This window comes from Cupriavidus sp. BIS7, from assembly GCF_000292345.1.
In the GTDB taxonomy this organism is placed as follows: Bacteria; Pseudomonadota; Gammaproteobacteria; order Burkholderiales; family Burkholderiaceae; genus Cupriavidus.
Genome location: NZ_ALOU01000005.1, coordinates 121,019 through 143,463, shown reverse-complemented (window position 1 = coordinate 143,463; position 22,445 = coordinate 121,019). Strand labels below are relative to the sequence as shown.

Genomic DNA, 22,445 nt, shown 5'->3' with positions numbered 1-22,445 from the left:
CCCATGATTTCTCGTATCGTTAGTTTCGCGCTGCACCAGAAGCTGTTTGTCTGGCTCGGCCTGATCATTTTTATCGCGGGTGGCCTGGCCGCCTTCAAGAACCTGCCGATCGAAGCGTTCCCTGACGTCTCGGACATCCAGGTCAACGTAATCACGTTGTACCCGGGCCGCGCCGCCGAGGAAGTGGAGCGCCAGGTCACGATCCCGATCGAAACCGCGCTGGCCGGCACGCCGAATTCGGTGCGCGTGTTCTCGCACACGCAGTTCGGCCTGTCGTTCATGATGGTGACCTTCAACGACAAGGCCACCGACATCATCGCGCGCCAGCAGATCATCGAGCGGCTGCGCAGCGTGGACCTGCCAGACGGCGTGCAGCCCGAACTGGCGCCGCTGTCCACCGCCATCGGCGAAATCTATCGCTTCCGCCTGGCCGGCAAGGGCTACACCGCACAGGAACTGCGCACGCTGCAGGACTGGGTGGTGGAGAAGAACCTGCGCCAGGTGCCGGGCGTGGCGGACGTGGTGACGATCGGCGGCACCACCAAGCAGTACGAGGTCAATCCGAACCTCGGCCGCATGCGCGACAGCAAGGTCTCGCTCGCGCAGTTGTTCACGGCGCTGCAGCGCGGCAACTCGAACGCCGGCGGCGGGTCGGTGGCGCATGGCCGCCAGCAATACCTGCTGCGTTCGCTGGGCAGCTTCCGCAGCTCGGCTGACATCGCCAACGTGGTGGTGGCCGAGAACAACGGCACGCCGATCCTGGTCAAGGACATCGCCGAGGTGAAGATCGGCGCGGCGCCGCCGCAGGGCCTGATGGGGCAGGACGACGAGGACGATATCGTCTCGGGCATCGTGGTGATGCGCAAGGGCGAGAACCCGTCGATCGTGCTTGAGGCGCTCAAGAAGAAGATCGACCTGCTCGACAGCCAGATCCTGCCCAAGGGCGTCAAGGTCGTGCCGTACTACGACCGTTCCACGCTGATCGACAAGACGCTGCACACCGTGTTTGGCAACCTGGTGGAAGGCGCGCTGCTGGTGATGGCCGTGCTGTACCTGTTCCTGGCCAACGTGCGTGCAGCCGCGATCGTGGCAATCGTGATTCCGCTGGCACTGCTGTCCACGTTCATCGGCCTGACGTGGGTGGGGATTCCTGCCAACCTGCTGTCGCTGGGGGCCATGGACTTCGGCATCATCGTGGACGGCGCGGTGATCGTGGTCGAGAACATCTTCAAGCGGCTGGGCGAGCTCAAGGAACAGCAGATCAAGGACAACAAGGCGCGGCTGCACGCAATCCTGCAGGCCACCACCGAGGTGGGCCGTCCGACCGTGTTCTCGATGATCATCATCATCGCGGCGCACATCCCGATCTTCACGCTGCAACGCCACGAAGGGAAGATCTTCGCGCCGATGGCCTACACGGTGACCGGCGCGCTGGTCGGTTCGCTGATCATCTCGCTGACGGTGGTGCCGCTGCTGTGCCACCTGCTGCTCAAGAAGAACATCGCGCACGAGGACAACTTCGTGGTGCGCCACTGCAAGCGCATCTATGAACCGATGCTGGCCTGGGCGCTCGACAACAAGAAGAAGGTCGTGGGCATTGCGGTGGGCCTGCTGGTGGCCACGGTTGGCGTGGGCAAGTTCCTTGGCAGCGAATTCCTGCCTGAGCTTGACGAGGGTTCGATGTGGGTCAGCTTCGACCTGCCTGCATCGGTGTCGCTGGACGAGGCGCGCGACCAGGCCCGCCTGCTGCGCAACGTGATCCGCACGACCCCGGAAGTCAACACGACGATCTCCAAGGTGGGCCGTCCCGATGACGGTACCGATCCGAAGCTGATCAACACCGTGGAAATCCTGGTCGACCTGAAGAACGACAAGGCATGGCGTGCGGGCCTGGACAAGCGCAAGATCATCGAGGAAATCAACCGCAACCTGCGCAAGATGCCGGGCATCGAGCCGAACTTCTCGCAGCCGGTGCGCGACAACATCCTTGAGAGCATTTCGCAGATCAAGGGCCAGATCGTCATCAAGGTGCAGAGCGACAGCCTGGAGCACAACAAGAAGGTGGCGGACCAGATCCTGGCCAACGTCCAGTCGGTACGTGGCGTGATGCGCGCGTTTATCGACCGGGACGGCGAACTGCCGCAGTACGTGCTGGACTTCGACCGCGCTCAGGCGGCCCGTTACGGCATCAACGTGGCCGACGTGCAGGACCTGATGGAAAGCGCGCTGGGCGGCAAGGCGGCCACGGAACTGTGGGAGGGCGAAAAGCACTTCAGCGTGGTGGTGCGCCTGAAGCCGGGTGAGCGTGAACTGCCGAACCTGCCGAACATCTTCATGCAGACCGCCGATGGCGCGCAGGTGCCGCTGTCCCAGCTCGTGACGTTCCGCGCTGCTTCGGGCGCGATGAACATCAGCCGCGAGAACGGCCAGCGCACGACGTCGATCGGCATCTTCATCCACGACCGCGACATGGGCAGCGTGGTGAAGGACATGCAGGACCTGGTGAAGAAGAACGTCAACGCCGATGACGTCAAGATCAGCTGGTCCGGCGAGTTCGAGAACCAGGAACGCGCGATGGCGCGCCTGTCGATCGTGGTGCCGCTGTCGGTGCTGCTGATCTTCCTGCTGCTGTTCAATGCGTTCCAGTCGTTCAAGAGCGCCGCGCTGATCATCTCGAACATTCCGTTCGCGCTGATCGGCGGCGTGTTCGCGCTGTTCCTGACCGGCATTCCGCTGTCGGTGTCGGCGGCCATCGGCTTTATCGCGCTGTTCGGCCAGGCCGTGCTGAACGGCGTGGTGATGGTGACCTACTTCAACCAGCTGCGTGACGAAGGCATGCCGGTGCGCGAGGCCGTGCTGACCGGCTCGATGGACCGTCTGCGCACGGTGCTGATGACCGCGATGCTGGCGATGCTGGGCCTGTTCCCAATGGCAATCTCGCGCGCCATCGGCTCGGAAACGCAACGGCCGCTGGCCATCGTGATCATCGGCGGCCTGATTACGGCAACGCTGCTGACGCTGATCGTGTTGCCTACGCTCTACGAGTGGATGGTGGCCCGGTCGTGGCCGGATGAGCCAAAAGAGAACGGCAGCGATGAGAGCCGTCTGACGGACTCGATGGCGAACTGATGGTTGATGCGAGTTGATGTGAGTTGATGTGAGAGAAGGCCGGGGAGCGATCCCCGGCCTCAGACTGCTGACGAACCCCACACCACCCGTGTGGGGTTTTGTTTTTTTGCCGGCAAAGCGGTTCAGGTGAATTGCGATGGTTTTGGTCGAATGACCTGGCCTCAGCGTTGCAGCCTGGGCGCGCGTACATCGGGGGCTCGCATTACCGGCATCTGATCGACGCGCTGTGCCCGGCGCTCATCGCTCTCCCGGCGTTTCGTCTCTGCCTGCTCATCGGTCTTCCCGAATGTATCGACGTCCCGCGTCCGGAAGTAGAGCGTTGAGGACAGGATGTGATCGTGCCAACTGGTCAACATCGTGTCATGCACCAGCATGTCAAACAGCGTCATGACCTTCTCAGGCAGCGGGTTTCTGCCATCGACGCCATCTTTCCATGCCTGGACAAGCGCCAGTGCGGCGTCGCTCATCAGGGACGCTTCCACAATGTCGGCGCCGTACTCGATGTCGGACGCCATGGACGCCTCCGCACTGCGTGCAAACTCGCGGATTCTGGTCACATTGTCTTTCAGTGCTTCCTGCCGCGACTGACGGCGAAGCTGTTGCTTTGCCTCCTCCCCGATACGGTCCCAGACGTTCACAACGGGACGCGACAGTTCATACACCGTTTGGGGCTCCGCCAGGGACTGCGCCTCCCGGGCCGCGTGGAGGCGCGCCAGCGCCTTACCCTGCGCCACGCGATCGGACGGCACGCGGCGGCGCTCTTCATGATAGGCCTGCTCTGCCTCGCGGATTTCCCGCCCGCGTTCGATATGCTGACGCCTGACTTCATCGGCATGGGCCGTGGCCGAAGTGCGAAGCGCCGGCGACTGGTACCGCACGGCCAGCCAGCGCAGGAACACCTGCATATGGGCCACGAAGTCCAGGCCCTTCTCGCGCGGCACCAGTTCCCGGTAAGCCTGGATCAACTCGGGAATCTTGTAGCTGGCCTTGCCGTTGGAGATGGGGGTTGCGAGGGTGAATTTTCGAAACGTCGGGCCTCTTTCTTTGATCAAGTATTCCATCATGTCAACGGCCGAGCCCGCCATCAGCGCCTCGTACAGCATGTCGCGCAGCGCCACGCGCTGCAGCTCGGCGCGAAAGCCCATCGTCCCCGGCGGGGCACCGCCCGTGATGTCCTCGCTGGTTCCCGGATACAGGTACTGGTCACCGCGCGTTTTCTCCAGGCTGTCCAGACGTTGGTAGAAGCGCAGTTCGTGAGCCGCCGCAAAATGCACGCATCGCTGTACCGCAGCGGGCACTCCCAACTCGCTGTCCCCGTGGTTCTGCTTGATCATGCCCACGAACGGCACAATACCCAGCAGCTTGTTCTCGGCCATGACCGAGGACACCGCGTCCAGCAGGCCGAGGAACCGGATCTCTATCGGATCGCCTTTTTCCCCCACCTCTCCACCAATCCGCAAATCCAGGTCAGTGCGGCGCTTGTATCTGCGCACGAGTTCGTTCACAAAGGCCCGCGCGATCACGCCGCCTCGATCCGCACCAAAGACGGAGACTTCAATGCGCTGGACCTTGTCCATCTGGGATTTCGCATCTTGATAGGCCGCCTCGAACTGATCGAGCGCGGCCTGCAGCCGGTCCTGGACGCCGGTGCCGCATACCATTGACACGGCTGCGTTGTCCCGCAGGAACGGGATCGTATCCACCCCGATATCAACGAGGATGCCTTTCGCAGCCGCATTGACGGCCTTGAGCGGATTCTTCTTGACGTCGTACCACGCGGCGCCAAGGGCCGCCTTGCCGCGTCTTACCCACCGGTCCTCACGCGCGAGCTTCAGTACGCGTCCGGCCTTGGCTGGTGCGGTCTTCGCCTGCTCGATGATGTCGCCGTAGATCCTGGTGAGCGGGCGCCATGATTTTTCATCGAAGGCGTCAGACAGCGCCTGCTTTGTCGTCTTGGCCGGCATCTTCTTCAGGTCAAGCACCTTTGATACCCCAGTCACCTTCTGGGCGGTTTCCTTGGCGGCATTGGTCGCGGATTTCGCGGCGGAGCCCGCCGCCTTGGTGGCCGCCGACACGATTTCGTTGTTCTCCGCGTCCTTGTTCAGCGGCGTGCCCAGGCCCGAGTAATAGAACGGGTACCAGAACTGGTTTGGCATATCCTTCCGCCGTGAATCGCGATTGTCCCGGTGAGCTTCCCAAAGGCGGCAGATGTTCGAGTAGCGTGAGGTTGTCGGATCATCCTGATCGCGATGGCGGCCGAAGCCGTCAAAGAAGAAACCCATCTTGATCACCGCACCGCACGGAATGCACTCGTCGTGCTTGTATGGCTTGTGGGAAATCAGCATGCCGTCCACCACCCGGTGTGGCGTGCGATCGGCGGGGTCGATTTTTGTGGTGTCAGTCATGGGTTCCTCCCGTGCGCTTCAGTGTCTCGACAACCGCGGCAGGCAGCTTCTCCATAGCTGCACCAAACGCGCCTGGCTGGTCTTTCGTTTCAGAGATGATCTGCTGGATGGCGGGGTGATGATCGAACTTCGAATTCAGCAGCGTGTAATAGACGTACTGCTCCAAGTCCTTTGTATCGGTGAGGCCATACTTGACCCAGCCACTCGCAGCGAGTCGCACCGTCCTGCGAAACACGACGCCGTTCTCTTCATGATTCGGGTTGATGAGCTCTCGGTGAGTCTTGCGCAGCCAGTCCCAGATATCCGCGTAGAGAATCCGCGTGCCACGCAGGTCTGCTCGCAATTCAAACTCGACATGGTCGTCGGGGTAGAAGTGCATGCCGAGCACCCGGATGCCAGATCCGCCGTTGACCTGGGTTGGGGGGAAATGAACTTGAGTTGTCTTGTGAATCTCCTTGAGCGGCCCATAGGGGTCCTTCAGAAATTCGTCCTGATCGACCACAATCCACTTCAACGTGAACTCCGTCCCCTTCAGCTTGTAGCAGCAACTTAGCCTGCCTTCGCCTGAGCCTGGCATCAGGTCACCGCCGCCGCTTGCGCGGTTGCCATACTTGTCGGTGACGACGAACCGATCGAGGTTATAGGGCGTGTAGTTGAACCCCGCCACGCTCAAGCCGCCGTAGGTCGGCTCCGACGAGAATGCATCGCAACCGGTGGCGAGCATTGAAGCGAGGAGTAGTGCTGCCAGCAGTCTTCCCCTCGTGCTTGCACGTCGCCGGTAGGCGCGCCGCATGCCGTCCAGCACCCGGTGTGGGGTGCGATCGGCGGGATCGATAATTGTGGTGTCAGTCATGGGTTCTTCCCGTCTCGATCGGCTTGAAACTGTTGCGCTTCAGTGCCTCAACGACGGGCGCAGGCAGGCTCTCCATGGCCGCGCCAAAGGCGCCTGGATTGTCCTTCGTCTCGGCGATAATCTGTTGGATCGCTGGGTGCTGATCGAATGCAGGATTCAGCAAAGTCAGGTAAACGTACTGCCCAAGATCATGGGTATCGGTGAAGCGGTACTTGCTCCAGCCTTCCGCTGCGATCCGGGCCGTTCGACGGAACGCGACGGCGTCCTCCATGGTGTCATTGAAAGTTTTCCCCTGCTTCTTGAGCAGCCACGAGTCAATCTTCGAGTAGAAGATCCTCGTGCCCCGCAGATCGGATCGGAACTCAAACTCGACATGATCGTCGGGGTAGAAGTGCAGGCCGAGCACCCGGGTGCCAGGCCCGCCTTTGATCTTGGTTGGCGGCAAATGAACCTGCGTGGTTTTCTGAATCGTCTTGATTGGTTCACGGGCATCAATTGCACGAATGGCCTCGTCCGCATCGTAGACTTCCCACTTCACCGTGAACTCCGTTCCCTTTAGCTTGTAGCAGCAGCTGAGCGATCCCTCTCCCGAGCCCGGCATCAGGTCACCGCCGCCGCCCGCGCGGTTGCCATACTTGTCGGTGACGACAAACCGCGACAGGTTATAGGGCGTGTAGTTGAATCCCGCCACGCTCAAGCCGCCGTAAGTCGGCTCAGACGAGAAGGCATCGCAACCGGTGGCGAGCATTGAAGCGAGGAGCAGTGCTCCCAGCAGTTTTCGCTTGATGCCTGAACATCGCCGGTAGACAGCCTGCATGGCTTCCAGCATTCGATGCGGCGTGCGGTCGGCGGGGTCGAGTTTCGTGGCTTCAGTCATGGGTTCCTCCCGTACGCTTCAGTGTCTCGACAACCGCGGCAGGCAGGTTCTCCATCGCCGCACCAAACGTGCCGGGCTTGTCTTTCGTTTCTGTGATGATCTGTTGGATCGCCGGATGCTCATCGAACTTCGGGTTAATCAGCAGGGTGTAGTAGACGTACTGCTCAAGATCCTGAGTATCGGTTAACCGGTACTTGGTCCAGCCTTCCGCTGCGATCCTGGCAGTTCGACGGAACGCGATCCAATCTTCCAGCGTGTCATTGAAGGTCTTCCCCTGCTTTTTGAGCAGCCACGAGTCAATCTTCGAGTAGAAAATCCTTGTGCCCCGCAGATCGTTGCGGAACTCGAACTCGACATGATCGTCGGGGTAGAAGTGCAAGCCGAGCACCCGGGTGCCAGGCCCGCCTTTGATCTTGGTTGGCGGCAAATGAACTGTCGCTTCCTTGTGGATCTTCTTGATCGGCGCGTAGAGATCCTTGATCGCCTCATCCACGTCGTAGACCTCCCACTTCACCATGAACTCCGTCCCCTTCAGCTTGTAGCAGCAACTGAGCCTGCCTGCCCCCGATCCCGGCATGAGGTCGCCGCCGCCGCTTGCGCGGTTGCCATAGTTGTCGGTGACCACAAAGCGTGACAGGTTATACGGCGTGTAGTTGAACCCTGCCACGCTCAAGCCGCCGTAAGTCGGCTCGGACGAGAAGGCATCACAACCGGTGGCGAGCATCGAGGCGAGGAGCAGTGCTCCCAGCAGTCTTCCCCTCGTGCTTGCACGTCGCCGGTAGGCGCGCCGCATGCCGTCCAGCACCCGGTGTGGGGTGCGATCGACGGGGGCGATTTGCGTGGTGTCAGTCATGGGTTCCTCCCGTCTCGATCGGCTTGAAACTGTTGCGCTTCAGTGCCTCAACGACCTCCGCAGGCAGCTTCTCCATGGCCTCACCAAACGCGCCTGGATTGTCCTTCGTCTCAGCGATGATCTGTTGGATCGCTGGGTGCTGATCGAATGCAGGATTCAGCAAAGTCAGGAAAACGTACTGCCCAAGATCATGGGTATCGGTGAGCCGGTATTTGATCCAACCTTCCCCAGCGATCCGGGCCGTTCGACGGAACGCGATCCAGTCCTCCAAGGTGTCATTGAAGGTCTTGCCCTGTTTGCGCAGCAGCCAGTCGTCGATCTCTGCATAAAAGATCCGCGTGCCCCGCAGGTCGGTGCGGAACTCAAACTCGACATGATCGTCCGGGTAGAAATGCAAGCCAAGTACCCGGGTGCCAGGCCCGCCATTTACCTTGGTTGGTGGCAAATGAACTGTCGTCTCTTTGTGAATCTTCTTGATCGGCGCGTAGAGATCCTTGATGGCCTCATCCGCGTCGTAGACCTCCCACTTCACCATGAACTCCGTCCCCTTCAGCTTGTAGCAGCAACTGAGCGACCCCTCGCCCGAACCCGGCATCAGGTCGCCTCCGCCGCCCGCCCGGTTGCCGTATTTGTCTGTGACGACAAAGCGCGACAGGTTATAGGGCGTGTAGTTGAACCCCGCCACGCTCAAGCCACCGTAAGTCGGCTCCGACGAAAAGGCATCGCATCCGGTGGCGAGCATCGAAGCGAGGAGCAGTGCTCCCAGCAGTTTTCGCTTGATGCCTGTACAACGCCGGCAGACAGCCTGTATGGCTTCCAGCATGCGATGCAGCGCGCGTCCAGGGGGATCGATTTGCGTAGATTCAATCATGGGCTCCTCACGTGTGCCTCGCCGGGGCGTGCGCCCGACCCGCAAGATCGTCAACTACCAGGTAGTGCGGTGGAAATAGCCGAAACCTGAAAGTGATTTAAAAGTTTCATAGTCCTGATTGAAGGGAAATGAATGGCAGACGTCTGTCCGGCGCTGCCGCGAAGTTATCTTTCTGGAAAGTTCGCCCTACACTTCTTTTCATTGATGCCGGCGCGCAGGGTTGGATTGCGGCGGTGCACGATGCGCAGGAGATCCAGACATGAGAACAAGAAGTGGATTTGCCCGGCTTGTCGCCGCTGCCAGTTGCGCGTGTTGCGCGCTGCTGCTTGGCCTGATGGCGCGCGGCGCCATGGCGGCCCAGTACTTCGACACGCCCGACGCGGCGATGACGGCCTTCGGCAAGGCCGTGCAGAGCGACGACGAGCCGGCCCTGCAGCAAATGCTCGGCGCGGGCTATCGTGACGTGATTCCTCCCGTCGGGGCGGACATCCGGGAAAGGTTCAACAAGGCCTGGGCCGTTTCGCACACGATCCGCAAGTCGGACAACCACGCGCTTATCGCCGTTGGCGACGATGGCTGGACCTTGCCCGTACCGCTGGTCAAATCGGCCAGCGGTTGGCAGTTCGATACGCAGGCCGGGGCCCGGGAGATGCGCGTGCGCCGCATCGGGCGGAACGAGCTGGCCGTGATGCAGACGCTGGAGGCCATCTGCGATGCGCAGGAGGAATACGCGCAGACGTACCACGATGGCAGCAAGTTGCTGGTCTATGCGGACAAGCTGTCGAGTACCCCCGGCAAGCATGACGGCCTCTACTGGCCGACCGGGCCCGGCGAGACCCCAAGCCCGCTCGGCCCGGCCTTCATTGGCGCGGGCACGCGCAATGAAAGCGAAGAGGGTTATCACGGCTACCGCTACAAGCTGCTGACCGAACAGGGCGCACACGCGCGCGGCGGTTCGAAGAACTACATGCTCGACGGCGGGCTGTTCGCCGGGTTCGCTGTCGTGGCATGGCCGGTGCGCTATGGGGATACCGGCGTGATGACGTTCATCGTCAACCATACGGGTCAGGTCTATCAGCGTGACCTGGGGTCCAATAGCGCCGCGAAGGCGGCTGCTCTGCAGTCCTTTGATCCAGCGCCTGGCTGGAGGAAGGTGTCGCCATGAAGCCGCGCCTGCTTGCCACCACCGGCTGCGTGCTGCTGGCCCTTGCGGGCTGTCAGACGGCTCCTCCTCCTGCCGGGGGGCCTGCGTCCGGACCCGCGCCATCCCAACCCTCGCCCGGACAGGCCGGCGTGCCAGCCCAGAGCCAGCCCGCGGGTGCGCCTTACAAGGCCGAGGAGATCGAGGCAATGGTCGCGCCGATCGCGCTCTACCCGGACGCGCTGCTGGCGCAGGTGCTGATGGCGTCCACGTATCCGCTGGAGGTCGCGCAGGCAGCGCGCTGGCTCAAGGCCAGGCCTGATCTGAAAGGCGACGCCGCAATCAAGGCCGTGCAGGGCGAACCGTGGGACGTCAGCGTGAAATCGCTGGTGGCCTTCCCGCAGGTTCTCGAACCGATGAACGACAAGCTCGACTGGACCCAGAAGCTTGGCGACGCATTCCTTGGTCAGCCCAAGGACGTTCTCGATGCGGTGCAGCGGCTGCGCAAGCGCGCGCAGGAGTCTGGCAACCTCCAGTCGAATTCGCAGCAGAAGGTGATCGTCGAGCCGCCGACCACCAGTGGGACCACTGGGACCACCGGTACCACCATCGTGCGCATCGAACCGGCGGACCCGCAGGTGATCTACGTGCCGACGTATGACCCGGCCGTCGTGTACGGTGGCTGGCCCTACCCGGGCTACCCGTATTACTACTGGCCGCCGTACCCGGCGTACTACCCGCCCTATGGCGGCGCCATCGGATTTGGCGTCGGCCTGATAGCGGCGGCCGCGATCTTTGGCGATTGCGACTGGAATAACGGCGGCGCACACGTCGAACACCACAAGGCCAAAAACATCGACCGGAATTTCGACGCCCGCAGGGCCGAGGGCGGCCGCTGGCAGCACGATGCGAAGCACCGTCAGGGGGTTGCGTATCGCGACAACGCCTCACGCGAGAAATTCGGAAGGAGCATGGCCGGCGCGGATGGGCGCAACGGATACCGCGGCCGCGATGCGGCCGGGGGGCGCGACAACGGGTTCCAGGGCGTGGGCGGCGGCGGGAATGCCGTGCAGCGGGACGTCAATCGCGGAAACACGAGCCTGCGGTCGGGCGGCAGCCGGGGCGGAGGCGGTTACGGCGGCGGTGGGCGCGGAGGTTTCGGCGGAGGCCGGGGCGGCGGCGGAAGACGCTAGCGCGCCCGGGGAATCGCCCACGCGGGGCGGCTTGCAGAATTGGCAAGGTGCGAAGAGGCTCGCACCTTGCCCAGCCTTGCATCCGGTGTCACCACAGACAGGTCAGATCACGCCCTGCGCCAGCATGGCGTCTGCAACCTTGACGAAGCCGGCGATGTTGGCGCCTTCCACGTAGTTGATATAGCCATCTTCCTTCTGGCCATAGTGGATGCAGTTGCCATGGATGTCTTTCATGATGGCATGCAGCTTTTCATCGATCTCGGCGTGATGCCATGCCATGCGCATGGCGTTCTGCGACATTTCCAGTCCCGAGGTGGCCACGCCCCCCGCATTGCTGGCCTTGCCCGGCGCATACAGGATGCGCGCCGCCACGAAGCGATCCACGGCCTCCAGCGTGGACGGCATGTTGGCACCTTCGGCCACGCAGAACACGCCATTCGACAGCAGGCGTTCGGCATCGTGTCCGTCCAGTTCGTTCTGGGTGGCGCACGGCAGCGCCACGTCGGCGGGAATGTGCCACGGCGTCTTGCCGGCCTCGAAACGCAGGCCGTGCTGCATGGCGAAGTCGGCCAGCCGGCCGCGCGTCTCGTTCTTGAAGCTCATCAGCGCTGCCAGCTGCTCGCTGTCCATGCCTTGCGGGAAGTGCAGCACGCCGCCGGAGTCTGACACGGTCAGCACCTTGGCGCCCAGTTCGATGGCCTTTTCCGCGGCGTACTGCGCCACATTGCCCGACCCGGACAGCAGGACGCGCAGGCCGTTGAATTCGCGCCCGCGCCGATGCAGCATTTCCTGCGCGAAGTAGACCGTGCCATAGCCGGTGGCCTCGGGCCGCATCAGGCTGCCGCCAAACGCCAGGCCCTTGCCTGTGAACACGCAGGCGGACTGATTGGACAGCTTCTTCATCATGCCGGCCATGAAGCCGACTTCGCGTGCGCCCACGCCGATATCGCCGGCCGGCACGTCGGTGTCCGGCCCCAGATGACGGTGCAGTTCGGCAATCAGCGCCTGGCAGAAGCGCATGACCTCGGCGTCGGACTTGCCCTTCGGATCGAAGTCCGACCCGCCCTTGCCGCCGCCCATGGGCAGTGTGGTCAGCGCGTTCTTGAAGGTCTGCTCGAAGCCGAGGAACTTCAGCACCGACAGGTTCACGGTCGGGTGGAAGCGCATGCCGCCCTTGTACGGGCCAATGGCCGAGCTGTGCTGCACGCGGAACGCGCGATTCACCTGTACCTGGCCTTTGTCGTCGGTCCACGCCACGCGGAACTGGATCACGCGCTCGGGCTCCACCAGCCTCTCCAGCAGCGCGTGCTCGCGGTAGCGCGTATTGCGCTCAACGAACGGCCACAAGGTCATCATGACCTCCTTCACGGCCTGGAAGAATTCGGGCTGGTTGGGGTCACGCCGGGCAACCCCGGCCAGGAAGGAATCGAGGGTGTGGAAAGTCACGATGTCTCTGGTTTTGTAGTTCGATGCGCGGCGCTCGGGGCCAGGCGTGTGCCTGGCGAAAGGACCGCTCCGGGTGGCTTGTCTGATGGGTGCCGCGGCATGCAATCCCGATAGTCCCGATAGGGGAACCCACGGCGGCAGCGCAGGGCTGGAGGCATGCCAAATGTCCATACAACCATGCTTGTGGCTGGATGTCTCGGACAGGCACGAAGCTTAGCACCAGAATGGAGCGTCCCACATTGAAAGCATCAAAAAACACGGTGCAGAAATGAAGAAGCGCCGCATTTGCGGCGCTTTATCGTGAGCCCCGGAATACCGGGCGGGTCGATCGATCGGGTCCAGTTGACCTTCAACGGTCAGGCTGAGCGGGCCTTCACGACTTCCGCGATGGTATGCGCGAGCGCCTTGATGCCCTGTGCCGACAGGCTGTCTGCCGCTACGACCATGCGGTCTTCCCACCTGTGGAAATGCTTGCGTTGCGATCGTGCGTAGGAAGGGTCGTAATGTCGCGTGGCCAGTTCGGCGAACAGGTGTGGCAGGTCGCCAGCGCTGACCATGCTCTGCCAGGCGCCGATGGTCTCCTTGCCGTGCAATGGCTTCAGCCGCTCAAGCTGATCGGCCAGCCACGCGGGGCGATCGCCAAGGTACGCATAGTCGTGCAACAGAAAATCGAGCCGCGCCGCGAGCGGGGCCTCAATCTCCAGGCACACGCTGTCACGCATGCGGGCAACCAGCGGCACCGGCAGGTTGAGCGTGCCGATTCGTGCGCTTTCGCCTTCCACGTATAGCGGACGGGAAAGATCGACGCGCTCCATTGCGTCCGCCAGGGCGGTTTCGAATGCGGTTTGCGATGGCTGCGGGGTATCCGGCAGCGCGCCGAGCAGCGACCCCTTGTGCTGCGCCAGGCCTTCGAGGTCCAGGACCTGTTCGCCCTGGGCAGCCAGTTCATGCAGCACGCGCGTCTTGCCACTGCCCGTGGCGCCGCAGATCACCACCAGCGGCAGGCGCTGGCACTGTTCCTCCAGCATGGCGATGACGTGGCGCCGCCAGGACTTGTAGCCGCCTGCAAGCTGCTGGGCATCCCAGCCCACCATGCGCAGCCAGGTTGTCATCGAGCCGCTGCGCAGCCCGCCGCGCCAGCAATACACGAGCGGCCGCCAGCCCTGCGGCTGATCGGCAAACCGTTCGTGCAGATGACGGGCCAGATTGGCCGCCACCATGGCGCCGCCTACGCGCCGGGCCTCGAACGCGCCAACCTGCTTGTACAGCGTGCCGACGATGCGCCGCTCCTCGTTGTCGAGAACGGGGCAATTGATGGCGCCGGGAATGTGGTCGATCTCGAATTCCGCAGGCGAGCGGGCGTCGATGATGGTGTCGAAACCGTGGCGGTCTTCGATGCGTACAACGGGTTTCATGGCGCGACCGTCAGTCCCGGTTGACCGCGGGCGATCTTGCTGCCACGGCCACCGTGCAAAAAGCTGGCGAGATGCAGCGGAGGCGTGGCCTCCACTTGGGAATGATCGGTGCTCATGGGAATGCTGCTGGCAGAGGCAAAAACGGAGATAGGGCGTACTTTACAGTAGGCATGCTGCCTACCTGGCATCCTGCCCGGCATCGCTCGCGTGCCCAAACCGGGCGCGCAGCACGCTGTCGGCGTGATGAATCGGGCCATCCGCGGTCTCCACCGCGTCGCGCAGATGCGCTTCGCTGGCATCAAGCAGTGCGCGATATAGGCTGCGGCAGAGGCTGCGCGCGGTGCGGCCCGGCCAATCGTGCGGCAGCAATGCTTCCGGCAGGTTGGGATCGCGCAGCAACACGCGCCGATACTCGTGCACCAGCAGCGTCCGTACGAAGAACGCATCGGCGGGAGGAAGCTGGCCGGCATCGGCCGCCAGCGCCGAGAAGCGCCGCAGCAGCGAATTCCACGCGGCAGCCACGGCATCGAGCTTGAACGTGTGGTGCATCAGCGTCTGAAGCGGCTGCGGCGAGAACGCCTCCACGCTGTGCGCTTCCATCACCGCCACGTACTGCTGGGCGCCCGCGCTCAGGATGATTTCACGCAGCGAAGCCAGGTCCGCGTTCGGGTGTGCCAGCACCCCGGGGGCGATTGCGCCGAAGCCTTCCCACAGCAGTTCACGCTTGAGCCGTTGCCGCATGGTGGCGCGTGTGTCATGGCGCGATAGCGCCAGCGTCCAGCGCCCGTCCCATTCGGGGGCCTCGCCGGCGTAGATGCGCTTGCCCGCGTGCAGCACGCGTTGCAGGCCGGTTTCTGATAGCGCGTAGTAGCTGCGCCGGCCGATGCGGGTGGCGGTCAGCCAATCGTCGGCCGCAAGCCTGAACGTGGCCGTGCGCACCAGCCGGTCATTGATGCCGAACGGCGCCGCGAGCCGGATCAGGCTGCCCAGCCAGATTGCCTGCGGACGTGGGGCTATCACGTCACCGTACAGCGTCACCAGCAGTGAATTGGCGCCGAGCTTGAGCCCGCGTGCCAGCCGCGTCACGCGGGGAGACACCGCATCGGGCACTTTGGCGGTCATCTGGCACTCCCTGAAAGTGATACACAAACGCAAATTGCTTGAATCAAATTGTATCACTACCATCCATTGCAACTGACGAAGCTTGATCCAAGTCAAGACGCAGATTCAGACCCTACAAGGCGGAGCAGGCATGTACGCACAGATGGTGGAGACAGGAGCGACAAGGCTCCGGGCGATCGACGAGTTGGACCCGCAGGAACAGCAGTTCCAGGCGCGCGTGGACGCCGGTATCAAGATCGAGGCCAAGGACTGGATGCCGGAGGCGTACCGCAAGACGCTGGTCCGCCAGATCTCGCAGCACGCGCATTCGGAAATCGTTGGCCAGCTGCCTGAAGGCAACTGGGTCACGCGGGCTCCCACGCTGGAACGCAAGGCCGTGCTGCTGGCCAAGATCCAGGACGAGGCCGGCCACGGACTGTATCTATATAGCGCTGCCGAAACGCTGGGCGTGTCGCGCGACCAGATGATGGGCGACCTTCATGCCGGCCGCGCCAAGTACTCGAGCATCTTCAACTACCCCACGCTGAACTGGGCCGATATCGGCATGATCGGCTGGCTGGTGGACGGGTCGGCGATTATCAACCAGGTGCCGCTGTGCCGCTGCTCGTTCGGCCCGTATGCCCGTGCGATGGTGCGCGTGTGCAAGGAGGAGTCGTTCCACCAGCGCCAGGGCTACGACATCCTGCTGGCGCTGTGCAACGGCACGCCCGAGCAGAAACAGATGGCTCAGGATGCGATCAACCGCTGGTGGTGGCCGGCCCTGATGATGTTCGGGCCGTCTGACGGCGATTCGCCCAACAGCGCGCAATCGATGGCATGGCGCATCAAGCTGTTCTCCAACGATGACTTGCGCCAGAAGATGGTTGACCAGACCGTGCCGCAAGCCGAGTACCTGGGCCTGACCATTCCCGATCCCGACCTGAAGTGGAACGAGGAACGCGGCCACTATGACTTCGGCGAGATCGACTGGTCCGAGTTCTACAACGTGATCCAGGGCAACGGCCCGTGCAACCGCGACCGCCTGCGCACACGCGTCAAGGCGTGGGACGACGGCGCCTGGTTCCGCGATGCACTGATGGCCCACGCCGACCGCGCGGCCAGCGAATCCAGCCGGGCCGCGGCCTGACGCCAGGGCCTGACCCCGCGGCGCCCGTCGCCGCTCCCCTTCGAACCGACACACACAGGAGGTTGCCATGAAAGAGTGGCCGCTTTGGGAGATCTTTATCCGCAGCCAGCACGGTCTGGCCCACAAGCACGTGGGAAGCCTGCACGCGCCAGACGGCGAAATGGCGATCAAGAACGCACGCGACGTCTACACGCGCCGCAACGAGGGAGTCAGCGTCTGGGTGGTGAAGGCGGGCGACGTGATGGCCAGCAGCCCGAGCGACAAGGGCCCGCTGTTCGAGCCGGCCAACAGCAAGGTCTACCGGCACCCGACGTTCTTCCCGATGCCGGATGCGGTCAAGCACATCTGAGCCCTGCCGAAAAGGAAGCATTGCGATGAACACCCACAAGCTCGAATACCTGCTGCGGCTCGGCGACTCAACGCTGGTGCTCGGCCAACGCCTGTCGGAGTGGTGCGGCCGCGGGCCGGCGCTGGAAGAAGACATTGCGCTGACCAACGTCGCGCTGGACCTGATCGGCCAGACCCGTATGTGGCTCGGCTACGCAGGTGAAATCGAGGGCGAGGTCAAGGGCACCCGCCGCACGGCCGACCAGCTCGCCTACCTGCGCGACGCGCACCAGTTCCGCAACCTGCTGCTGGTGGAGCAGCCGAACGGCAGCTACGCGGATACGCTGGCGCGCCAGTTCCTGTTCGATACCTGGCACTACTTCGTGCTGGAGGGGCTGCAGCGCTCGACCGATGCGCGAATCGCGGAAATCGCGGCCAAGTCGCTCAAGGAAGTGACCTACCACGTGCGCCGCAGCGCGGACCTGGTGGTGCGCCTTGGCGATGGCACCGAAGAGAGCCACCGCCGCATGCAGGAAGCATTCGACGACCTGTGGATGTACACCGGCGAGTTGTTCGAGGCCGATGCCGCCGATGCGGCATTGGTTCAGCAAGGCGTGGTTCCCGACCCGGCCACGCTGGGCGAGCCCTGGCAGCACCACGTCGCCGAGGTGCTGGCCGAAGCCACACTGCGCGTGCCTGCAGACCAATGGGCGCAAAGCGGTGGCCGCCACGGCCGTCATACCGAACACCTTGGCTATCTGCTGGCCGAGATGCAGTTCCTGCAGCGCGCCTATCCCGGCGCACAGTGGTGAGCGCCATGACTGCCCAGGCGTCTACCCACGCACTGGCGTTGCCCGCCATCGAACAGGTCTGGTCCTGGCTCGACGCGGTGCCGGACCCCGAGATTCCCGTGATTTCGGTGGTGGACCTCGGCATCGTGCGCGACGTGGCGTGGCAGGACGACACCTGCGTGGTCACCATCACGCCGACGTACTCCGGCTGTCCGGCGATGACCGCGATCCGCGAGAACGTTGAAGCGGTACTGGCCGCGCAGGGCGTGAACAGCGTGCGCGTGGAAACGCGGCTGGCGCCGGCATGGACCACCGACTGGATGACCGCGCGTGGCAAGGCCAACCTGAGTGGCTATGGCATTGCACCTCCGGCACAGCAGGTGATCGATATCAGCGGTATCAGCCGCCGGTCTTCACCAGTGCTGGTGGTGGCCTGTCCGCATTGCGGATCGCACCACACGCGGCTGGTCAGCCAGTTCGGTTCCACGGCCTGTAAGGCGCTGTATCGCTGTGGCGATTGCCGCGAGCCGTTCGATTACTTCAAGGCCCACTAGACAAGGTGCGGAACATGAGCAAATTCCATGAACTGACCGTGGCTTCGGTCACGCGCGAAACGCGCGACGCAGTGGCGGTGACGTTTGCCGTGCCCGGCGAACTGTCCGAAACGTTCCGCTACGTGCAGGGCCAGCACCTGACGCTGCGCACGGGTATCGACGGCGATGAAGTGCGCCGTTCCTATTCGATCTGCTCGGCAGTGCAGGACGAGCAACTGCGCGTGGCGATCAAGCGTGTGGATGGCGGCCTGTTCTCTAACTGGGCCAACGAGCAACTACGGCCTGGCATGACGCTGGACGTGATGCCGCCGGCCGGGAACTTCCACGTGCCGCTCTCGGCAACCCAGGCGAAGCACTACGTTGCATTTGCGGCCGGCAGCGGCATCACGCCGATGCTGTCGATCATCAAGACCACGCTGCAGGCGGAGCCGCAGAGCCGCTTCACGCTGTTCTACGGCAACCGCGCGTCGTCGTCGGTGCTGTTCAAGGAAGAGCTCGAAGACCTGAAGGACACGTACCTGCAGCGCTTCAACCTGGTCTTCGTGCTGAGCCGCGAGCAACTGGATATCGACCTGTTCAATGGCCGCATCGACGGCGAGAAGGTCAATGCGCTGCTCACGCACTGGGTGAAGCCGCAGGACATCGATGTCGCTTTCATCTGCGGCCCGCACTCGATGATGGAAGAGGTATCGCAGGCGTTGCTGGACAACGGCGTGGACAAGAGCCGCATCAAGCGCGAGCTGTTCGCCACCAGCATTCCTTCGGCCCGCCCGGCCGCGCATGCGCACAAGCAGGTAGGCCAGCAGCAGTGCGAGGTAACCGTGATCCAGGACGGCCGCACGCGCACGTTCACGCTGGAGAAGAACAAGGAATCGGTGCTGGATGCCGCGCTGGCCCAGGGCATCGAGTTGCCTTACGCATGCAAGGGCGGGGTTTGCTCGACCTGCCGCTGCAAGCGCATCGAAGGCGAGGTCGACATGGATGTCAACTTCGCACTGGAAGACTACGAAGTGGCACGCGGCTTCATCCTGAGCTGCCAGAGCTATGCCGTCAGCGACAAGCTCGTGATCGACTTCGACCAGGAAACCTGAAGCGTCGGCATCAGACGCCGCTTGACCTTACAAATACCCGCCCCCGGAGACTAGACGTGTCCCATCCGTTTTTCGAACGCCATCAGGCGCTGCTGGACCAAGCCACCCAAGCTATTGCCACGCGTGGCTACTGGAGTCCGTTTGTCGAAATGCCGAGCCCCAAGGTCTACGGCGAAACCGCTAACGCCGACGGCAAGGCCGCCTTCGAGGCGCGCCTGAACAAGCCGTTTGCGCTGCAGCAGCCCGGCACGGTCGGCCAGGCTGGCAAGGAAGTCTCGCCCTATGGCGAGGCGCTTGGTGTCACGTATCCGAAGCCCGACCTCGACCAGCTCTTTGCCGGTGTGGCCAAGGGCATGCCGCAATGGCGCAAGGCTGGCCCCGAGGCGTGGGTGGGTGTGTCGCTGGAAATCCTGCAGCGCCTGAACCGCCGCAGCTTCGAGATTGCGTATGCGGTCATGCATACCACCGGGCAGGCTTTCATGATGGCGTTCCAGGCTGGCGGCCCGCACGCGCAGGACCGGGGGCTGGAAGCGGTGGCCTATGCGTGGGACGAGATGCGCCGCATTCCGAAGTCGGCCACGTGGGAGAAGCCGCAAGGCAAGAACGAACCGCTGCGCATGGAGAAGCGCTATGCCGTGGTGCCGCGCGGCGTGGGTCTTGTGATCGGCTGCTGCACGTTCCCGACGTGGAACGGCTACCCGGGCCTGTTTGCCAGCCTGGCAACCGGCAACGCGGTGGTGGTCAAGCCGCATCCGGGCGCAATCCTGCCGCTGGCCATTACCGTGGAAGTGGCGCGCGAAGTGCTGGCCGAGGCGGGCTTTGATCCGAACCTGGTCACGCTGGTGGCGAATGATCCGAGCGAACGCATGGCATCGACCCTGGCGCTGCGTCCGGAAGTGCGGCTGATCGATTTCACCGGCAGCACCGCCAACGGTGACTGGCTCGAACGCAATGCGCATCAGGCGCAGGTGTACACGGAGAAGGCCGGCGTCAACCAGATCGTGGTCGACTCGACCAGCGACTTCAAGGGCATGGTGCGCAATATCGTGTTCTCGCTGGCGTTGTACTCGGGCCAGATGTGCACCGCGCCCCAGAACATCTATGTGCCGAAGGACGGCATCGATACGCCGGAAGGCAAGGTCAGCTTCGACCAGGTTGCAGCGGCAATCGGCGAAGCCGTGAGCAAGCTGACCGCCGATCCGGCCCGCGCGGTGGAACTGCTTGGCGCGATTCAGAACGACGGCGTCGTGGCGCGTATCGAATCGTCGCGCTCGCTTGGCGAGATCGTTGTCGACAGCCGCGCGCTGGAGCATCCGGAATTCCCCGGCGCCCGCGTGCATACGCCGCTGGTGCTGAAAGTGGACGCCAGCGACGAAGGCAAGATCATGCAGGAGCTGTTCGGCCCGATCTCCTTCATCGTGGCGACGGACAGCACCGCCCACAGCATCGAGCTTGCGCATCGTGGCGTGCGCGATCACGGCGCGCTGACGCTGTCGGCCTATACGACCGACGCCGGCGTCACCGAAAGCATCCGTGATGCCGCCGAAGACGCTGGCGTGGCGCTGTCGCTCAACCTGACCGGTGGCGTGTTCGTCAACCAGTCGGCCGCGTTCAGCGACTTCCATGCCACCGGCGCGAACCCGGCAGCCAATGCTTCGCTGTCCGATTCCGCTTTCGTGGCCAATCGCTTCCGCGTGGTGCAGAGCCGCTCGCACATCTGAGGCACGGCGCTCATCGGTAGTACCCGGCATTTCCGAAGTACCCGCATTACCCCGGCGCTCACCCCCGTTCTTGCGGCGCCATCATAACTAGATGGAGTAGACAATGGTTCAACGCATCCCTAGCCCCAATGAGCTGGAGCCGATCGAGCGCGCCAGCCGCGATGAACTGCAGGCACTGCAGCTTGAGCGGCTCAAATGGAGTGTGCGCCATGCTTACGACAACGTGCCGCACTACCGAACGGCCTTCCGGGCGGCCGGGGTGCATCCGGACGACATCAAGTCGCTGGCGGACCTGGCCAAGTTCCCGTTCCTGACCAAGAAGGACCTGCGCGACAACTATCCGTTCGGCATGTTCGCCGTGCCGCGTGAAAAGGTGGCGCGCGTGCATGCGTCGAGCGGCACCACCGGCAAGCCGACCGTGGTTGGCTATACGGCGAAGGACATCGATACCTGGGCCGGTGTTGTGGCCCGATCGATCCGTGCGGCTGGCGGGCGTGCTGGAGACCTGGTGCACGTGAGCTACGGCTACGGCCTGTTCACGGGCGGGCTTGGTGCGCACTATGGCGCGGAGAAGGCCGGTTGCACCGTGATTCCGATGTCCGGCGGACAGACCGAAAAGCAGGTGCAGCTGATCCGCGAGTTCCAGCCCAACATCATCATGGTCACGCCGTCGTACATGCTGAACCTGATCGAGGAGATGGAGCGGCAGGGCATGGACCCGTCGGAGTCGTCGCTGAAGGTTGGCATCTTCGGCGCAGAGCCGTGGACCGACGCGATGCGCGCGGAGATCGAAGCGCGCGCCGGCATCGATGCGGTGGACATCTACGGCTTGTCCGAGGTGATGGGCCCGGGCGTGGCTTGCGAATGCATCGAGAGCAAGGACGGCCCGGTCATCTGGGAAGACCACTTCTACGCAGAGATCATCGACCCCGTGACCGGCGAAGTGCTGCCGGACGGCGCCGAGGGCGAACTGGTGTTCACGTCCCTGACCAAGGAGGCGCTGCCCGTGATCCGCTACCGCACGCGCGACCTGACGCGCCTGCTGCCGCCCACCTCGCGCGCGATGCGCCGGATCGGCAAGATCACGGGCCGCTCGGACGACATGCTGATCATCCGTGGCGTGAACGTGTTCCCATCGCAGATCGAGGAACTGATTCTGAAGTCCCCCGCGCTTGCGCCGCAGTACCAGCTTGTGGTCACGCGTGACGGCCATATGGACCAGCTAGAGGTACGCGTGGAGGCCCGCCCCGAATCCTCGGGCGCGCTGTCGGCGGATGCCCGCGCATCGCTGGAGCGCGAACTGAAGACCCAGATCAAGACCTATGTCGGCGTGACCACGCGTGTGCAGGTGGTGGGCGCGACGGACATCGCGCGGACCAACGTGGGCAAGGCGCAACGCGTGCTCGACATGCGCCCGAAGATCACGCACGAGCAGCCGGTGGGGGCGATTTGACCATTTGAGCTTTGAAGAATAGGTTGATCGCCGATCTCCTGGGCGGACTGATGGTCCGACGGCGGAGATCGGCGGCT

Annotated in this window: 18 protein-coding genes; 10 read left to right on the top strand and 8 right to left on the bottom strand. The window is 63.4% G+C overall.

Annotated elements, in window-relative coordinates; translation table 11 throughout:
- The first annotated feature begins 3 nt into the window (after positions 1–3).
- Positions 4–3,129, top strand: a complete 3,126-nt coding sequence (locus B552_RS0101690; protein WP_019447262.1) for a CusA/CzcA family heavy metal efflux RND transporter — start codon at positions 4–6, stop codon at positions 3,127–3,129.
- A gap of 161 nt (positions 3,130–3,290) precedes the next feature.
- On the opposite strand, the gene B552_RS0101685 is transcribed toward B552_RS0101690, so the two are convergent.
- The 5 genes from B552_RS0101685 to B552_RS0101665 form a co-directional block, all read right to left on the bottom strand.
- Positions 3,291–5,474, bottom strand: coding sequence for a DUF2235 domain-containing protein (locus B552_RS0101685; protein ID WP_237718142.1), 2,184 nt, complete (start codon positions 5,472–5,474; stop codon positions 3,291–3,293).
- Between the two features lie 52 nt (positions 5,475–5,526).
- Entirely contained in the window at positions 5,527–6,387 is an 861-nt protein-coding gene (locus B552_RS0101680; protein WP_035879262.1) for a DUF3304 domain-containing protein, read from the bottom strand.
- Positions 6,380–7,135 (bottom strand): DUF3304 domain-containing protein, encoded by a 756-nt coding sequence (locus tag B552_RS0101675; RefSeq protein WP_237718143.1) that lies wholly within the window; start codon positions 7,133–7,135, stop codon positions 6,380–6,382. The genes B552_RS0101680 and B552_RS0101675 overlap by 8 nt, the downstream gene beginning before the upstream one ends.
- Positions 7,136–7,256: 121 nt before the next feature.
- Complete coding sequence (locus B552_RS0101670) at positions 7,257–8,117, bottom strand: hypothetical protein (protein ID WP_348599107.1); 861 nt, start codon at positions 8,115–8,117, stop codon at positions 7,257–7,259.
- The gene (locus B552_RS0101665) at positions 8,110–8,859 is read right to left on the bottom strand and encodes a DUF3304 domain-containing protein (RefSeq protein ID WP_051003509.1); all 750 of its coding nucleotides are present in this window, start codon (positions 8,857–8,859) and stop codon (positions 8,110–8,112) included. Before B552_RS0101665 ends, B552_RS0101670 begins: the two co-directional genes overlap by 8 nt.
- Positions 8,860–9,247: 388 nt before the next feature.
- On the opposite strand from B552_RS0101665, the gene B552_RS0101660 reads away from it, so the two are divergent.
- Together B552_RS0101660 and B552_RS0101655 are read left to right on the top strand one after the other, a co-directional pair.
- Positions 9,248–10,153, top strand: a complete 906-nt coding sequence (locus B552_RS0101660; RefSeq protein WP_026035198.1) for a DUF2950 domain-containing protein — start codon at positions 9,248–9,250, stop codon at positions 10,151–10,153.
- On the top strand, positions 10,150–11,322 hold the full coding sequence (locus B552_RS0101655; RefSeq protein WP_026035197.1) for a DUF3300 domain-containing protein: 1,173 nt from the start codon (positions 10,150–10,152) through the stop codon (positions 11,320–11,322). The genes B552_RS0101660 and B552_RS0101655 overlap by 4 nt, the downstream gene beginning before the upstream one ends.
- Positions 11,323–11,424: 102 nt before the next feature.
- On the opposite strand, the gene gdhA is transcribed toward B552_RS0101655, so the two are convergent.
- From gdhA to paaX, 3 genes are all read right to left on the bottom strand, one after another.
- Positions 11,425–12,768, bottom strand: coding sequence for an NADP-specific glutamate dehydrogenase (gene gdhA, locus B552_RS0101650; protein ID WP_019447254.1), 1,344 nt, complete (start codon positions 12,766–12,768; stop codon positions 11,425–11,427).
- 356 nt (positions 12,769–13,124) lie between these two features.
- Entirely contained in the window at positions 13,125–14,183 is a 1,059-nt protein-coding gene (mnmH, locus tag B552_RS0101645; protein ID WP_019447253.1) for a tRNA 2-selenouridine(34) synthase MnmH, read from the bottom strand.
- Between the two features lie 177 nt (positions 14,184–14,360).
- Positions 14,361–15,305, bottom strand: coding sequence for a phenylacetic acid degradation operon negative regulatory protein PaaX (gene paaX / locus B552_RS0101640; RefSeq protein ID WP_019447252.1), 945 nt, complete (start codon positions 15,303–15,305; stop codon positions 14,361–14,363).
- 130 nt (positions 15,306–15,435) lie between these two features.
- On the opposite strand from paaX, the gene paaA reads away from it, so the two are divergent.
- From paaA to paaK, 7 genes are all read left to right on the top strand, one after another.
- Positions 15,436–16,431 (top strand): 1,2-phenylacetyl-CoA epoxidase subunit PaaA, encoded by a 996-nt coding sequence (gene paaA, locus B552_RS0101635; RefSeq protein ID WP_019447251.1) that lies wholly within the window; start codon positions 15,436–15,438, stop codon positions 16,429–16,431.
- A gap of 67 nt (positions 16,432–16,498) precedes the next feature.
- Positions 16,499–16,780, top strand: coding sequence for a 1,2-phenylacetyl-CoA epoxidase subunit PaaB (paaB, locus tag B552_RS0101630; RefSeq protein ID WP_019447250.1), 282 nt, complete (start codon positions 16,499–16,501; stop codon positions 16,778–16,780).
- A 25-nt stretch (positions 16,781–16,805) separates the two neighbouring features.
- A complete protein-coding gene (paaC, locus tag B552_RS0101625; protein WP_019447249.1) occupies positions 16,806–17,570 on the top strand; it encodes a 1,2-phenylacetyl-CoA epoxidase subunit PaaC in 765 nt (254 codons plus the stop codon).
- 5 nt (positions 17,571–17,575) lie between these two features.
- Positions 17,576–18,103 carry a 1,2-phenylacetyl-CoA epoxidase subunit PaaD gene (paaD, locus tag B552_RS0101620; RefSeq protein ID WP_026035196.1) on the top strand — a complete coding sequence of 176 codons (528 nt, stop codon included), beginning with the start codon at positions 17,576–17,578 and terminating at the stop codon, positions 18,101–18,103.
- Between the two features lie 14 nt (positions 18,104–18,117).
- Positions 18,118–19,194 carry a 1,2-phenylacetyl-CoA epoxidase subunit PaaE gene (gene paaE / locus B552_RS0101615; protein WP_019447247.1) on the top strand — a complete coding sequence of 359 codons (1,077 nt, stop codon included), beginning with the start codon at positions 18,118–18,120 and terminating at the stop codon, positions 19,192–19,194.
- Between the two features lie 56 nt (positions 19,195–19,250).
- Positions 19,251–20,915, top strand: a complete 1,665-nt coding sequence (gene paaN / locus B552_RS0101610; protein WP_019447246.1) for a phenylacetic acid degradation protein PaaN — start codon at positions 19,251–19,253, stop codon at positions 20,913–20,915.
- Positions 20,916–21,018: 103 nt separating this feature from the next.
- Positions 21,019–22,368: a phenylacetate--CoA ligase PaaK gene (gene paaK / locus B552_RS0101605; protein ID WP_019447245.1), complete on the top strand. Its 1,350-nt coding sequence runs from the start codon at positions 21,019–21,021 to the stop codon at positions 22,366–22,368.
- Positions 22,369–22,445: the final 77 nt, after the last annotated feature.